The organism is Consotaella salsifontis, from assembly GCF_900167365.1.
Lineage (GTDB): Bacteria > Pseudomonadota > Alphaproteobacteria > Rhizobiales > Rhizobiaceae > Consotaella > Consotaella salsifontis.
Genome location: NZ_FUXL01000001.1, coordinates 121,528 through 136,752 on the forward strand (window position 1 = coordinate 121,528; position 15,225 = coordinate 136,752).

15 protein-coding genes are annotated in these 15,225 nt (G+C 63.2%); 10 read left to right on the forward strand and 5 right to left on the reverse strand.

Annotated features, from left to right (window positions below; genetic code table 11):
• Window positions 1–361: 361 nt before the first annotated feature.
• The 5 genes from B5D38_RS00580 to B5D38_RS00600 all read left to right on the forward strand — a co-directional run bounded on the left by B5D38_RS00580 (window position 362) and on the right by B5D38_RS00600 (window position 6,129).
• On the forward strand, window positions 362–1,786 hold the full coding sequence (locus B5D38_RS00580) for a UbiA family prenyltransferase (protein WP_342587338.1): 1,425 nt from the start codon (window positions 362–364) through the stop codon (window positions 1,784–1,786).
• A complete protein-coding gene (locus B5D38_RS00585; protein ID WP_078706435.1) occupies window positions 1,779–3,119 on the forward strand; it encodes an FAD-binding oxidoreductase in 1,341 nt (446 codons plus the stop codon). The genes B5D38_RS00580 and B5D38_RS00585 overlap by 8 nt, the downstream gene beginning before the upstream one ends.
• A 101-nt stretch (window positions 3,120–3,220) precedes the next feature.
• Window positions 3,221–3,658 (forward strand): DMT family transporter, encoded by a 438-nt coding sequence (locus B5D38_RS00590; protein WP_078706436.1) that lies wholly within the window; start codon window positions 3,221–3,223, stop codon window positions 3,656–3,658.
• Window positions 3,655–4,665: an NAD-dependent epimerase/dehydratase family protein gene (locus tag B5D38_RS00595; protein WP_078706437.1), complete on the forward strand. Its 1,011-nt coding sequence runs from the start codon at window positions 3,655–3,657 to the stop codon at window positions 4,663–4,665. Before B5D38_RS00590 ends, B5D38_RS00595 begins: the two co-directional genes overlap by 4 nt.
• A gap of 9 nt (window positions 4,666–4,674) precedes the next feature.
• Window positions 4,675–6,129: an aspartate aminotransferase family protein gene (locus B5D38_RS00600; RefSeq protein WP_078706438.1), complete on the forward strand. Its 1,455-nt coding sequence runs from the start codon at window positions 4,675–4,677 to the stop codon at window positions 6,127–6,129.
• Window positions 6,130–6,188: 59 nt separating this feature from the next.
• Here the strand turns inward: B5D38_RS00600 and B5D38_RS00605 are convergent, their stop codons facing one another.
• Window positions 6,189–7,913 (reverse strand): hypothetical protein, encoded by a 1,725-nt coding sequence (locus tag B5D38_RS00605; RefSeq protein WP_245318699.1) that lies wholly within the window; start codon window positions 7,911–7,913, stop codon window positions 6,189–6,191.
• 121 nt (window positions 7,914–8,034) lie between these two features.
• Here B5D38_RS00605 and B5D38_RS00610 point away from each other — a divergent pair, with 121 nt between their 5' ends.
• Complete coding sequence (locus B5D38_RS00610) at window positions 8,035–8,931, forward strand: DUF1194 domain-containing protein (protein ID WP_078706439.1); 897 nt, start codon at window positions 8,035–8,037, stop codon at window positions 8,929–8,931.
• A 15-nt stretch (window positions 8,932–8,946) separates the two neighbouring features.
• Here the strand turns inward: B5D38_RS00610 and B5D38_RS00615 are convergent, their stop codons facing one another.
• Window positions 8,947–9,243: a virulence factor gene (locus B5D38_RS00615; protein ID WP_165690745.1), complete on the reverse strand. Its 297-nt coding sequence runs from the start codon at window positions 9,241–9,243 to the stop codon at window positions 8,947–8,949.
• 45 nt (window positions 9,244–9,288) lie between these two features.
• Window positions 9,289–9,924, reverse strand: coding sequence for an exopolysaccharide biosynthesis protein (locus tag B5D38_RS00620; protein WP_078706441.1), 636 nt, complete (start codon window positions 9,922–9,924; stop codon window positions 9,289–9,291).
• Between the two features lie 283 nt (window positions 9,925–10,207).
• On the opposite strand from B5D38_RS00620, the gene B5D38_RS00625 reads away from it, so the two are divergent.
• Both B5D38_RS00625 and B5D38_RS00630 read left to right on the forward strand, forming a co-directional pair.
• Window positions 10,208–10,342: an entericidin A/B family lipoprotein gene (locus B5D38_RS00625; protein ID WP_078706442.1), complete on the forward strand. Its 135-nt coding sequence runs from the start codon at window positions 10,208–10,210 to the stop codon at window positions 10,340–10,342.
• Window positions 10,343–10,479: 137 nt separating this feature from the next.
• Window positions 10,480–10,692, forward strand: coding sequence for a hypothetical protein (locus tag B5D38_RS00630; RefSeq protein ID WP_078706443.1), 213 nt, complete (start codon window positions 10,480–10,482; stop codon window positions 10,690–10,692).
• Window positions 10,693–11,080: 388 nt separating this feature from the next.
• Here the strand turns inward: B5D38_RS00630 and B5D38_RS00635 are convergent, their stop codons facing one another.
• Window positions 11,081–11,566, reverse strand: a complete 486-nt coding sequence (locus B5D38_RS00635) for an Lrp/AsnC family transcriptional regulator (protein WP_078706444.1) — start codon at window positions 11,564–11,566, stop codon at window positions 11,081–11,083.
• A gap of 215 nt (window positions 11,567–11,781) precedes the next feature.
• Here B5D38_RS00635 and B5D38_RS00640 point away from each other — a divergent pair, with 215 nt between their 5' ends.
• Together B5D38_RS00640 and B5D38_RS00645 are read left to right on the forward strand one after the other, a co-directional pair.
• Window positions 11,782–13,281: a sensor histidine kinase gene (locus B5D38_RS00640; protein ID WP_078706697.1), complete on the forward strand. Its 1,500-nt coding sequence runs from the start codon at window positions 11,782–11,784 to the stop codon at window positions 13,279–13,281.
• A gap of 89 nt (window positions 13,282–13,370) precedes the next feature.
• Window positions 13,371–14,075: a retropepsin-like aspartic protease family protein gene (locus B5D38_RS00645; protein WP_078706445.1), complete on the forward strand. Its 705-nt coding sequence runs from the start codon at window positions 13,371–13,373 to the stop codon at window positions 14,073–14,075.
• 10 nt (window positions 14,076–14,085) lie between these two features.
• On the opposite strand, the gene dusA is transcribed toward B5D38_RS00645, so the two are convergent.
• Window positions 14,086–15,081, reverse strand: coding sequence for a tRNA dihydrouridine(20/20a) synthase DusA (gene dusA / locus B5D38_RS00650; RefSeq protein ID WP_078706446.1), 996 nt, complete (start codon window positions 15,079–15,081; stop codon window positions 14,086–14,088).
• Between the last annotated feature and the right edge of the window lie 144 nt (window positions 15,082–15,225).

A 15,225-nucleotide genomic window follows, 5' to 3' on the forward strand; every position in this document is an offset into this window, starting at 1 on the left:
CGATCACCGCAAGCTGAAGGTCGCAGTCGAACCGCGCGCTGGAGATATCTTTCCACATGGGGGCACTCTAAAGCGACGAGTGGGGCAATCCTTTGACTTGCATTAAAAGCTCGTCGCGCTGACGCAAGGGACGGCCACCCTCATCTTTCTTCCAGGAAGATTCGGAGCAAAAGCCAGCGGTGGCGGTGTCGGTAAAAATTTACCGTTCTGGCTCACCAACGCTTCACTATCGCGATGAAATTCAGTTCTCCCGCTTGGTATTGCTTCCTGATGTTCACCCACTGGCAATAGCGAACGTCCAAGTTCTGTCCACGAACCGATCTCTTTTTGCAAGACAGGACGGTGGACGATGGATGTCAGAGTGGTCCAGAAAGATCGGCCGATCTACGTCGACCTCGATGGGACGTTGATCAAGACCGATCTCTTGTGGGAAACACTTGCCGCTCTCGCGCGCCAGAAGCCGTGGGAATTTTGGCGGGTCCCGTTTTGGGCTATCAAGGGCAAGGCACGTCTCAAGGCGGAGCTTGCCAAACGCATCGAATTCGACCCGTCGTTGCTGCCCTATCGCGAAGAGGTCGTCGCGGCGCTTTCGCTTGCTCGCCAGGATGGCCGCCGCGTTGTGCTCGCGACCGGCACGAATGTCCGCATTGCCGAGGCGATTTCAGCTCATCTCGGCGTGTTTGATGCGGTGATGGCGTCCACCGACACCGTCAATCTTACCGCCGAGCGTAAGCTGGAGCGTATCCGCGAGGACTGCGAGACCGACGAATTCGATTATGTCGGCAATTCGCGCGACGATGTTTGTCTGCTCGATGCCGCCGCCGAGGCGACGGTGGTGGCTCCTGATCGTCACGCCCGAGGCTGGCAGCGCAAGAGTGGCGCGCATATCATCGAGGATGGGGCGAACAAGACCAAAGCGGCGCTAAAGGCGCTGCGGCCGCACCAGTGGGCCAAGAACATCCTCCTGTTCGTTCCTTTGACCCTCAATCACGATTTCCTCGACCTCAACATGCTTGTGGCCGGGCTGATGGGCTTTGTTGCCTTCTCGCTCGCCGCGTCCTCTGTCTACATCGTCAACGATCTCCTCGACCTCCAATCCGACAGACGCCACAAGACCAAGCGCAACAGGCCCTTTGCCAGCGGAACGCTGCCGATTCCGGCCGGGCTGACGCTGGCGGGCGGCTTGCTGGTGGCCGCATTCGCGATCGCATCGCAGCTGCCGCCGGATTTCAAGACGATACTCCTCTGTTATCTGGTGATGACGTCGGCCTATTCGCTGTTCGTCAAGCGCATGCTGCTCATCGATACCCTGGTACTGGCCGGGCTTTATACCGTCCGCATCATCGGCGGCGCGGCGGCGGCGGATGTCGGGTTGTCATTCTGGCTGCTCGCCTTCTCGCTGTTCTTCTTCTTCTCGCTGGCCCTGGTGAAGCGCTACACTGAGCTGCACGATTTCGGCGGCGGCGCCGAGCGCTCCAAGACCGGGCGCGGCTATGTCGACCTCGATCTTGAAACCATCAGTCAGGCCGGCATGGCGTCCGGCTTCGCCTCGGTGATGGTTCTCGCGCTCTACATTGACAGCTCGGACGTGCGCCACCTCTACGACCAGCCATGGCTGATCTGGCCTCTGTGCCCGCTCGTTCTCTACATCATCGTGCGGATCTGGATCCTCGCGCGCCGCAACCAGATGCATGACGACCCGGTCGTTTTCATCATGCAGGATTGGCGCAGCCAGATCATGATCGGGGCAGGGGCAATCATGTTCCTGGCAGCCGCCTATGCGTAACGACTCCTATCAAAGCTGGGGGCGGCTCGATCGCGGCCTCGCCGCCGCCCGCCGCGTCGGGCCCATGCCCTTCGACGGCGCCGGATCGGGCGGCGTCCTGCCTTTCGGCAACGGCCGGACCTACGGCGACAGTTGCCAGAACCGGCGGGGCACGCTGCTCGACTGCCGCGATGCCAATCGCATTCTCTCTTTCGACGCGGCCAGCGGCGTCGTCGTCGCCGAGGCCGGCGCGCTGCTTTGCGATATCACCCGGCTCGTCGCGCCGAGCGGCTGGTTCCTGCCGGTAACGCCCGGCACCCAGTTCGTGACCCTCGGCGGGGCGATCGCCAACGATGTCCACGGCAAGAATCACCATCGTCGCGGCACCTTTGGCCGGTGGGTTCTTTCCATGGAAATGGAGCGATCCGACCGTGGGCGCTTCGTTGCCGCGCCGGACCAGAACGCCGATCTTTTCGCCGCCACCATCGGCGGGATGGGATTGACCGGGCTGATCCGCTCGGCCGAGATTCAGCTCCTCGCCGTGCCGTCGATGACCATCGACCAGACGACGCTGCGTTTCGACCGGCTGGCCGACTATTTCGAGGCTGCCGAAGAGGCCGATGACGGGCACGAATACTCCGTCGCCTGGATCGACTCGCTGGCCTCCGGACGCCGGCTGGGGCGCGGCCATCTCATCATGGGCGATCATGCCGAGGGGGGTGACCGGAGCGGGAGGGCGCATCGGCCCCTTGCCTCCGTGCCGTTCACGCCGCCTTTCAGCCCGCTCTCCGGGCTTTCGCTGAAGGCTTTCAACGAGGCCTTCTTCCGGAAGGTGCCGAAAGGTACGAGCCGGCGGCCATCGCGCTTCGAGCCCTTTTTCTATCCTCTCGACCGGGTCGAGCGTTGGAACCGGCTCTATGGGCCGGGGGGGATGCACCAGCATCAGAGCGTGGTGCCGGCGGATGTCGCGCCGGAGGCCGTGCGCGCCCTGATCGAGTGCGCCCAGCTTCACGACCATGGCTCGTTCCTGACGGTGCTGAAGCGCTTTGGCAGCCTGGCGAGTCCAGGTCTCTTTTCCTTCCCGCGTCCCGGATACACGCTGACGCTCGATTTCCCCCATCGGGGCGAGGCGACGCTCAAGCTGCTGGCCGAGCTCGACCGGCTGGTGGTCGCCGCCGGCGGCGCTCTCAATCCCTACAAGGACGCGCACATGAGCCCGCTGACATTCGCCGCGTCCTATCCGGATTGGGCGAGGCTGGAGAGTTTCCGCGATCCGGCGATCATCTCGGATTTCTGGCGCAGGACGGCGATGACGCTGCCCAGGAGCGACCCGATGCCCATTGCCGCGGAGTGAGACCGCAGCCGTTCACACTCGCCCAACGATCATCCGCGTGATCATCGCCGTCGCGGAGAGCCTCGTGCCCCGTTGACCTTCTGAAAGGAGCAGTTCGCCTCATGGCGAAGTACATCCCGTTCATCCTGTTCACCGTCTTCACCAACGCGGCGGCCCAGATCATGCTGAAATACGGTATGATGCAGCTCGGCCCGCTATCTTTCGCCGGGGTCAACCCGATCGTGAAGATCCTTCAGATCGTGTTCAGCCCGTTTGTCTTTCTGGGGCTCTGCACCTTCGTGATCTCGATGGCCTCGCACCTCTTCGTTCTGTCGAAGGTCGAGCTGTCCTACGCCTATCCCTTCCTGTCGCTCGCCTATGTCGTGGTGGCGGTCGTCGCGTACTTCGCCTTTCGCGAGGACCTCAACGCCGCGCGCATTGCCGGCATCGCCCTGATCTGCCTCGGAACGATCTTCATCGCCCAGGGCGGCAGCCGCGTGCATGGCGAGGACAGGGTCGCCACCCTTTCATCCAATACCGCTGAAGAGGTTTCCCGATGAAGCACATCGTGTTTGGCGGAGACGGCTTCGTTGGCCGCCATCTGTCCGAGAAGCTCGTCGATCAGGGCGAGGAAGTCGTCGTCGTCGACATCGCCAAGAGCAATCTGCCGCACTATGCCAAGGCGCGCCATCTCCACGTCGACGTGACCGACGCGGCCGCCGTCGCCGCCGTCCCGATCGCGCCGGACGACATGGTCTACAACCTTTCGGCCAAGATGCTCTCGCCGATCCAGACGCGGGCGAAGCGCCACGACTTCTTCTTCCCCGTCAACTACCACGGCACGGAAAACATCATCCACGCCATGGATAAGGCGGGGGCGAACCGGCTCGTCCACTTCACCACGGACATGATCTACGGCCACACCGTGTTCTGCCCGATGACGGAGGACCATCCCGTGTCGCCGCTCGGCGAATACGGGCTGTCCAAGCTCAAGACGGAGGAGCTCGCCGCCGAATGGCGCGCGAAAGGCATGAGCATCTCGCTCTTCCGCCCACGTCTCATCATCGGGCCGGGCCGGCTCGGCATTCTCGTGAAGCTGTTCAAGCTGATCGACGCCAACCTGCCGGTGCCGATGATCGGGTCGGGGAAGAACCCCTACCAGTTCATCTCCGTCTTCGACTGCGCCGAGGCTGCCTATCTCGCCTGGAAGGGGGGCGTGCCGAACGAGGCATTCAATCTCGGCTCGCTCAATCCGCCGCCGGTGAGAAAGCTGCTGGGCGATCTCATCAAGGATGCCGGATCAAAGTCGTTCCTGGTTCCGACGCCCGGCTGGGCGGTCAAGCGCACGCTCGATTTCCTCGATCTGCTCAACATGCCGATCATGGATCCCGAGCAGTATCTCATCGCGGACGAGGAGTGCGTGCTCGACGTGTCGAAGGGCGAGCGCATTCTCGGCTGGGTGCCACGCTTCCGGGACGAGGACATGCTGATCGCCGCCTATCGCGAATACCGCGCCAAGATCGACGGACGGCCCGCGACCGCCGCCCACGCGGCCCCGGCCGAATAAGGAGAGCCCATGCTGGATCGTCCCACCATCACTTCGCCGAAGCTCGACACACCGCTCCGTCGTGGGCCGCACAAGCCCCACCTCCTCAGCGTCGAGGACGCCAAGGCGATGCCGGTCGCTACCATGGCCGAGCTTTTCAAGGACCATATCAACCCCGGCCAGTTCCACTTCATGAAGCTGCTCGGCTTTCATAAGGTGAAGGTCGAGCGTGCCGAGGGAATGTACTATTTCGACCAGAACGGTCGGAAGATCCTCGACTTCTTCGGCGGCTTCGGCTCGCTCGCCTTCGGCCACAACCATCCGCGCATTGTGGAGGCACGCCAGCGCTTCCAGGACGAGAAGCGGCACGAGATCGCCATCGCGTTCCTGTCGCAATATGCCGCCGCGCTGGCCAAGAACCTCGCGGTCTGCGCGCCGGGCGATCTCGACATGGTCTTTCTGGGGTCCTCCGGCTCCGAGGTCATGGAAGCGGCCATCAAGGTGGCCGAGCGCGCCTCTGGCCGAAGGAACTGCAAGATCGTCCACGCCGAGAACTCGTTCCACGGCAAGACCAAGGGCGTCCTGTCGATTACGGATTCGCCACTCTACAAGGGCGAATTCAGGCTGGTCGACAACACCGTCAAGGTGCCGTTCGGCGACCTCGAGGCCCTGACTCGGGCTGTGGAGAGCGACCCGGACATTGGCGTCGTCGTCCTGGAGACGGTCCAGGGGGGCGCCGGCATCATCGAGGCCCCGGCCGAATACTGGCAGGGCGTTCGCGCGCTCTGCGACAGGCACAAGGTGCTCTGGGTCGCCGACGAGGTGCAATGCGGCTATGGCCGCACCGGCCGCCTGTTCGCCTTCGAGCATTACGGCGTCGTGCCCGATGTCACCGCGCTCGCCAAGTCGTTCGGCGGCGGCAAGGCGGCAATCGGCGCGATGATCGCCCGGCGCGAGGTCTACATGAAGGCCTATGGCACCTCGAAGACCGCGATGATCCACGCCCACGCCACCTTCGGCGGCATTGGCGAGGCCTGCGTCACGGCGATCGAGGCGCTGAACACCCTCTATGACGAGGACCTGATCGGCAATTCGGAGGTCGTCGGCGCCTATCTCAAGGATCGCCTCGTCGCACTTGAGGAGAAATATCCGTCCATCATCAAGGAGGTGCGCGGACGCGGCCTGATGATCGGGCTCGAGTTCCACGATTTCTCGCGAACCCTGCCATTGGCGCTGCGGCCCATGGTGGCGATGCTGGACGATAAGCTGAAGGGCTCGCTCTCGGGCTTTATCGGCGCGCTGCTCCTGCGCGACTACGACATCCTCGTCGCCTTCACCGAGTACAATCGCAACGTCATCCGGCTGGAGCCGCCGCTGGTCTGCACGGAGGAGAACGTCGACACGTTCTGCGACGCGCTTGACGATCTCCTGTCGCGTGGCATCGTCTCGATCGTCAGAGATTTCGTGAAGTCCCAGATGGGCTGATTACACCTATTTCATCGCTTCAGTTCCAAGGCCGGGCGCTTGCGCTCGGCCTTTTCGTCTCAGCGGGACAGGGTGATGTCGCCCCGCACATAGGCGTCCCAGCAGGGGGTGAGGGAGACGACGCGATGGCCCGTCAGACCCTTGCGGTAGATGTCCAGCAGCGCCTGGTTGGCGGTCGTCACCGGGCACTTGGGATAGAGCACGAGGTCGGTCTTGGCGACCTCCGCAAGGACTGCCTCGCTCGGCGGCGGCACGGCGCGGAAGGGATCGGCGCCGATGGCGATCAGCCGTGTCGCGTGGCGGTCGAGAAGCCAGGGGAAGGGATTGACGAAGTTGAGGTTCATGATCGTCGCGAACCGCTGGCCGCTCTGTGCCTCAAGCTTCAGGATCGCATCCGCCGCTTCGTCCACGCTCATCAGCCATGTGAGCTGGAAATCGGGATCGGTGTAGAGCGTGAAGCTTGGAAGCTGGCCGGCCTCGGCAAGAGCCTCGTAAGGCGCCGGATAGCGCGCATAGATGTCGAGCATCGCCTTGGCGTGGTCCATGAACTCCGAGCGCTGGTTGACCGAGCCCAGCGTCTTCAGATGGTCGTGCTCCAGCCGCTCGTACTTGACCTGCCCGACCAGCGCTCGCGCTGACCGGGCGACAATGTCGACGGTCGTCGGCAGCGCCGTCGCGCCCACGAGCGCCAGAAGCGCGACCAGTCGGCGCCCGTGATATCGGTTGGCATGGCCGAGAATGACGAGAAGCACCGGCCAGAGAAAGATGAAGCCTTGGCCGCCGGTGTTCTGCGTCTCGAAGAAGAGCCCGACGAAAAGCGTCACCGCCAGCCAGAGCCAATCCCGATCGAGAAAGCGCTGAACCCGCGCGATCGCTCCTGCACGCGCCCCGTCGGCAGGGCGAGCGCTTGCTCCCATCTCGATAAAGAGGAGGACGAGCACCAGGAGCCCGCCTGCCGCGAAGACGCTGAAATGGATGGAAGCAGCCTGCAAAAAGCGCGGCAGAAGCTCGCCTTCGTTGATCGAGACCAGCGTGGCGATGTCGGCGATATAGGCGGATACGATGCCGAAGAGGAGCTCGAGAGCCGCGAGCCCCGCCATAAAGACAACGCCGGCTCCCAGCGCCACCGGAAAGGCGAGGCGGCCGGCGGCGAAGGCGAAAAGGCAGAGGCCCATTCCGCCGATGAAGCCCGTGATCTTGGCGAGGAACAGCGCGAGGGCGGCAAGCGCGACGACGGCGAGCTGTGTCTTGCGACCGCGCACGAGCACCAGCGCGGAGGTCAAAACATAAAGAAGTTCAGCGCCTTGCCGGTTGTAGATGCCATAGCCGTCGAGGCTCGGAAAATGCGAGTACTCCTCGATGTTGACCGGCAGCACCGAGAAGACCAGAAATGGGATCAGAAGGGCAAGGGCGAGGCCACGGGACCGTCGGTCGACGTCGATCGACACCAGCACCATCAAGGGCGCGGTGATGAGAAGAAGCGACCATTGAACCAGAAGCAGCGGCTGGGCGTTCGGCCAGAGCTTGATCAGGAATGCGAACAGCCAATAGCCGAGGGGGCCGACGGGGGCGAAGAAGTCGACGCTCGGCATCTGCCCGTCGAAGATGCGGTTCGCGGCATCGAAATAGATGAAGAGATCCCAGTAGCTCGGCCCGATCGGCACGGTGAGCGGCAGGGAGAGAAGCCCCCCGAGGCACAGCAGAACCAACACGATGACCAAAAGCGGAGAGGGCGCGTGGAGCCACCGCGCGCCGCCGGACCTGATGCTGACTGTATTTTCCACCCGCTCTTCCCTTGGAGCACGCGCCATCTTCCCCGGCGCGATCCTGCGGCAACAAGGTTAATGAAACACTGAACTCCCGATAGGGGCGTTCACGCGGCGGTTGACGCGCTTGTGAGTTGCGATGCTCCGCCGATCTGCCAGCCTGGAATTCATGGTGGCGCGATCGGCCTTCGTCCCTTGCACGCATGTTGCGGTAACAGCCGCAATAGCCTGGCTCGGCCTCGATCCAGCCAGCGCTCAGAGCAGTGCGGGCGAGAGCCGCGTCGACGTGGAACTGGTGCTCGCGGTCGACATCTCCTGGTCGATGAACGCCGAGGAGCAGGAGATTCAACGCGCGGGCTACGCCGCCGCCTTCCGCAGCGATGAGGTGCAGAAAGCGATTCTCGGTTCCGGCTGGGGGCGGATCGCCGTCACCTATGTCGAATGGGCAGGGACGCTGACCCAGGAGGTCGTCATTCCCTGGACGCTGATCGATTCAGAGGCCGCGGCGGATGACTTCGCCGCCCATCTCGACAACGAGGAGCCAGGGCACGGGCAACGCACCTCCATCGCCGCCGCGATTGATTATTCCGTGCCTCTGTTCGAGGGTAATGGCTTCGCCGGCATTCGGCGCGTCATCGACCTTTCCGGCGACGGACCGAACAATGAGGGCCGCGCCGTCAACGAGGCGAGGGATGATGCGACCCGCCGTGGGATCGTCATCAACGGGTTGCCACTGATGACGTCGGGGTTCGAACAGGGTTTTGCGTCCTGGGGCTCGATCCCCAATCTCGACCGCTACTACGCAGACTGCGTGATCGGCGGGCCGGGAGCCTTCATGATCCCGGTGAACGACTGGGAGCAGTTCCCGGACGCGGTGCGACGCAAGCTGGTGATGGAATTGGCCGGCGCCTGGCCGGAACCGGAAGGAGCCACGCTCCCCCTGATCAAGGTTCAGGACCCGCCGTCGTCGGCTCCCGCCGATTGTCTCGTTGGCGAGAAATTATGGGAACAGCGACGGCGCGGCTGGGCGCCGTGAGCGGCATGCCCTTCGTCAGACCGCATTGCCGTCGTTTGCGATGAGGGCGTTGAGGCGGGCGGGACCGTAGCTCTTGTCGAGCTGACGCACGGCGTTCTCCGCCGCGTCCTGGGGATCTTCGGTCTCGATCTGGGCTGTGGCGAAGCGCCATGCTTGCGAAACGCTATCCGCCGTGAAACGGGAGGACACCGCATCGATCGCCTCGGCGAAACGGATCGGCATTTCGAGCCGAGTCGATCGATCCGGCGTCCTGACCGTCACCGCCGCCGGGATGTCACGCCAGAAGAGGACTTCGATCTCGACCGTGGGCATCATTTCCTCGGCGTTCGCACGCCTGATCTAACCGCATCGCGGCGGTCAGAGGAAGTGGAGAAGCGCCATCAGCGCCGCGCCGTAAAAACCAGCCAAAAAGACAACGGAACCCGCCGCCACCACAAGAGCTGCCGCCAGCCAAATGCCATCGCGCGCCGTCAGCGCAACGCCGAGCAGGGCGATGGCGATGCCGGGAAACATGTTGGTGAAGGGCATGGGGATCGCAACCAGGATCGCAAGCACCAGCGCGAGCCAGCCGATCGCCATGGCGACGAACCCTTCGCTGCTGCTAGGCCACAGGCGCGGGCGAGCCAGGCGCTCGACCCGGCGAAGCGGCGGACCGATGCGTGTGCTGAGGCGGTGGAGAATGTCGCGGCTGACCACGGTGTCGCGCAGGCGATCCGGCAGCCAAAGGCTCTGACGCCCCAGGGCAAGCTGAAGTGAGATCAGGATAAGAGGCAGGCCGGAAAGCAGCGACGCGCCCGGCGGCAAAGGTATGAGGTTGAACCCACCGAAAAGAATGAAGAAGGCGCCGAAGACACGACCGTCGAAGGCGGCCGACAGATCTCCGACCGTCATGCTCAAGGCCCGGTCGCCCGACGAGAGACCGCGAAGAATCGCCGAGATCCGGCGCTTGCGCCGCCGCTCCGGCTTTGTCGACGTAGTGGCAAGAACGGTCAAATCTGTCTCGCGGCGGGTTAAGACATCAAGGGTCTACACCGTCATATCGGCGCGTCTCCAACGGGGACAAGAATACGTCGAAAGAGCGGCGATGCGGTAAACAATACGATCGGCAGGCTGAATTTCTTCCAAAGGGCCTTTTATGGAAAATTGGCCCCATCATGGGAGGATGATAGCGAAATCCGCGCCCGCGCCAATAGCTTTCGAACCATTTTGATTTTGCCACGGAACCGCCGTCAAACCGCCGTCGTTCACTAGGCAGAGTTCGACATTGGAGAGTCTCATGCAGAAGCGTTTTGCCGTTCTTTCTCTCATTCTTGCTGCGGCGGTCACGCTGTCGGCCTGCGCCAACACTGTCAGGGGTGTCGGCCGGGACGTTAATTCCACGGCCGATGCGGTCCAGGATAGCGTTCAGTAAATTTGGATACCTTGCGCAGATATTGCGTCACAGTTTCGAGCGCGGCTTAAGAGCCGCGCTTTTTGTATGTCTTGAAGGATCTGTTAACCATCTTCGGCGCAACAATCGGGCCTGTTGCTTCCGATGGTCCGCTGTCCATGACGACTTTCGCTCAACTCGATCGGCTTCCGGCACGGCTCGATGAGCCGCATTTGATCCGCAAGGCTGTCGCTCTGTTGATCGACCAGGATTTCGATCGAGCGACCATCGAAAGGGCGCTGATCGAGATGATGCCCGTCGATCTGGATCTTCTTGCCGCCTGCTTCCTGGAGTTCGACGGCGCAGAGCACCTTCAGCGCGTCGCCTGCTGACGATCGCTTCCCTGTCCTTGCCGGTGTCATGCCTTTGTGGCGGCCGTCGCGCCAACCGCGCATCTCTCAAGAACTTCATCCCGTCCACGCCGCCGCGAATGATCGCATCGAGGGCGCGAGCATCCGTATGTGCTCTCCTGCGGAGGCTGACGAAATGTCGCGCAACATTTCTTATCCGACCCTGAGGTCGTTAGCTGATCGGTAAGGACTTTTGCCTAAAAAGGTGGAGCGACGAACGAACGCCCCAAAGCCTCGGTAAAGGTCTCGCGTTCCGGGGCGGGCGTCGCTCGAAGAGGGGTCCCGGCTGAGCCGGGACGCCACCAATTTTCCTCGCTCTACTTCGGACACCGCCTGCCGGCTATTTTGTGCCGCTTGAGGCGAGAGACCTTCAGCTCTCCCGACTTTCCTTTTCGAGCACGAGATAGTCGAGCGGCAGCTCGGTCGTGTACTTGATCTGCTCCATCGCGAAGGCAGACGATACGTCGCGGATTTCGATCCGGGCGATCAGGCGTTTGTAGAAGGCATCATAGGCCGCGATGTCGGGCACGACGACGCGAAGCAGATAGTCGACGTCGCCGCTCATGCGGTAGAACTCGACCACCTCTGGAAACTCGCCGATCACCTCGGAAAACCGCTTCAGCCACTCGACGGAATGCGAGTTGGTGCGGATCGAGACGAATACAGTCACTGGAACGTTGACCTTCTTCGGGTCGAGAATGGCGGCGCGGCGCCTGATGACGCCCTCTTCCTCCAGGCGCTGAATCCGCCGCCAGCACGGGGTCGTCGAGAGGCCCACCCGCTTGGCGACATCGGCCACCGCGAGCGTCGAATCCTCTTGCAGAAGCCTCAAGATTTTTTTGTCGAGTCGGTCCATGAAACCTCGGTGAAAGGGGGGCTTAAGCGACGTTTTAGCAGGTTTCTCCGAACCGTCACCCGGCTTCCGGGCCAGGAGGCCCAGGGCGGTTAAAAAACGAGAGCAAGAGCGGCTTCCGTTGCGGGATTTTCGGTTTCCTTAAGGCAATTTCTTAAGCTTTGGGAAACAGAATGCGGCAGACACGTTCCGCAGCCGAGGTCGCTGATCGCCGCTCCATGACCATCGCCGCAGAAAGCCCATTCGACAAGAACATCGTGGAGCGAAGACCGCCCCGCGACGCGGAGCTTTCGCGCCTTGTTCGCTCGGCGCGGGAGCGGCTGACGTCGAACCGCGGCATCTCTCCGCGCTTCGACCGCGAGTTGCTCGGACAGCATGTGGCGGCGCTTCGCAGCGCCAGTGTCATCGCGCCCATTCCGATCGCCCTCGCCAGCATCACGCTCTCGGCATTCATCGGCAACCGCCAGGCGCTGGTGTGGCTGGCTCTGTCGTTGATCGGGCACGGTGTCCTGCTCGCCGTCCTCCAGCGCTTCCAGGCCCACGCCCAGGAAAGCGGAGCGCCTCGGCTGTGGGATCGGCTGTTCCTCATCGGACATGCCGCGGTGGGGCTCGGCTGGGGCTATTTCGCGGCGATCGGCTGCGGAGAGTGCCTCGCGCTGCGCTTCCAGGTCTTGCAATTCGCGATCCTTCTTCTGGTGATCGCGGCGACCGTGATGGTTTCCTTCACCCTGCGCGGCGTGGTCTTCGCCTTCCTGCCCGTGGTGGCCGCGGTCGCTCTTCAGACTTACAAGAATCCCGACCCGGCGCTGATGGCGATGCATGGTGTGCTCGTCGCGGCCATCGTCTTCTTCATGATGGTCTCAGACCAGCTTCGGCGAAACGCCGTCGACCGGCTCAAGCATCAGGCGGAGAAGGACGAGCTCATCGCCGAGCTGGAGACGGCGCGCAACATCTCCGAGGAGGCCCGGCGGCGGGCCGAGGAGGCCAATCTCGCCAAGTCGCGGTTCCTGGCCACCATGAGCCACGAGCTGCGGACCCCGCTCAACGCGATCCTTGGCTTTTCTGAGGTCATCGACAACGAGATCCTTGGCCCGCTCGGCAATGCGACCTATGCCGACTACGTGCGCGACATCCACAGCTCGGGCCAACACCTGCTCAATCTCATCAACGAGATACTCGACCTGTCGCGGATTGAGGCCGGGCGCTACACGTTGAACGAGGAGGCGATCGATCTCACCGCGATCGCCCGCGACTGTATCGGCTATATCCAACTCAAGGCGCAGGCGAAATCGATCTCGGTGGTCAGCCATTTCGAGCCAAATCTGCCGAACATGTGGGGTGATGAGCGCGCGGTCCGGCAGATGGTTCTCAATCTGCTGTCCAACGCCGTGAAATTCACGCCGAGCGGCGGCGAGGTGGTGATCTGCGTCGGCTGGACGGCGGGGGGCGGTGAGTATGTCTCCGTCCGCGACAACGGGCCCGGCATCCCGGAAGAGGAGATTCCCGTTGTTCTCTCTGCTTTCGGGCAGGGGTCCCTGGCCATCAAGTCCGCCGAGCAGGGCACTGGCCTGGGATTGCCCATCGTCCAGGCGCTGGCGCAACTTCATGACGGTGTCTTGCGGCTTACCTCCAAGTTGCGTCAGGGCACCGAGGCGATCGTGATCTTCCCCTACACGCGCGTTCTCGAGATCATGCCGGCGGTGACGGCCGACCATTGAGACGATAGGCTCCGCACAGCAAGCTTGCCTCTGCCGTTCTGCATTCGTGATCGGCTCGGCGGGCAGACATCAGCGGTGAGCGAGCGACGATGCGCAACACGATCCTTTTGACTGCGCTGATCGCACTGCTGGTGGTCGGCGGGCTTTTCCTCGTGATGGACGGCGACGGGTACATCGGCCCCGTACGTGACGGCCAATTCGCAGAACTTGTCTATCTGGCCGCCATCGGACTTTTCCTCGGGAGCGGCATTGTCGCGGCTTCGCGCGGAGGCCTGTCGAGCACGATCAAGGCGGCTGGCGCCTGGGTTGCGCTCTTCGCGATCCTCATTGGTGCCTATGCATTCTCGGCGGAACTGCGAGATGTCGGCGCACGGATGCTTGGGGCGCTGATTCCGGGACGGGTCGTCACGCTCTCCAGCGGCGAGGGCAAGCGCGTCATGGTTATGCGCGATGCCGGCGGACAGTTTCAGGTCGACGCCGTGGTCAATGGCGTTGCGACGACCTTGCTCGTCGACACGGGCGCAAGCACCGTCGCTTTCGATCGCGCGGCGGCCAGACGGATCGGGATCGACGTCGACCGCCTATCCTTCGACAGCCGCGTGGAGACGGCAAACGGCGTGGCGCGAGCGGCCCCGATCCGGCTCGATAGCCTGCGGATCGGCCCTATCGAGCGCAGGAACGTTCCCGCCGCCGTGACCGAAGGCGAGGGCAGCCTCACGCTCCTGGGCATGAGCTTTCTGTCTACCCTGGGGTCGGTTGAGATTCGCGGCGACCGCCTGATCCTGACGGACTGAGAAGCTTCCTTTAGGCCGCGCTGAGCGAGAGAGGCGCCTCTTCGATCGCGGCGAAAGCGCGATGGAGAACGTCGGCATTGGCGCTTGGCCGCGCACCTTCCTCGGTCAAAATCCGGCGCCACCGCCGGGCGCCGGGGCGGCCGGTGAAAAGGCCGATCATATGGCGCGTGACGTGGGAAAGGCGGCCGCCGGCCGCGATGTGCCTTTCGGCATAACCCGCCATCCGCTCGATGAGGACGGCTGTTTCGATCGCGGGCGCTGCACTGCCGAAGATCAAGCGGTCCACCTCGGCAAGCTGGTCCGGCGTCTCATAGGCGCCGCGGCCCATCATCACCCCGTCTACCTTGTCCAATTGAGAGGCCGCGTCGGACACCGTGCGCAGCCCGCCGTTGAGGCCGACGAAAATATCCGGCAGCCGCTGCTTGAGGCGGAAGACGCGATCGTAGTCGAGCGGCGGTATTTCGCGGTTCTGTTTTGGATCGAGGCCCTGCAGCCAGGCCTTGCGGGCATGAACCCATATGGCTGCGACCCCTGCCTCGCGCGCGGTGTCTGCGAGCATGTCGAGCGCGACCTCGGGGTCCTGCTCGTCGACGCCGATCCGGCACTTCACCGTGACGGGAATCGAGACGGCATCTCGCATGGCGGAAAGGCACGCGCCGACGAGCGCGGGTTCGCGCATGAGGCATGCCCCGAACGCGCCGGACTGAACCCGGTCGGAAGGGCAGCCGACGTTGAGGTTGACCTCGTCATAGCCCCATTCCTCGGCGATGCGAGCCGCCATGGCGAGCTTGCCGGGCTCCGACCCACCAAGCTGGATGGCGACGGGATGCTCGGCCGCGTCGAAGGCGAGAAGCCGATCGCGATCTCCATGGAGCACTGCATCGGCGACAATCATTTCCGTGTAAAGCAGCGCGCGCCGGCTGAGCTGGCGATGGAAGAAGCGGCAATGCCGATCTGTCCAGTCGACCATGGGCGCCACCGCGAAACGTGCTGCCTCGATGGTCATCGATCCGCTTTTCCTTGTGGCTGTCTCATCTTGCCCGCCTATATGAGGGCAAAGCTCCGCGATGACCAGACGGTGTCGAATGGGTGAGCCGCGTTTCACCTCGCGCAATGCATGCGCTGCGCTATCGGCAACTCCGCGTCGTTG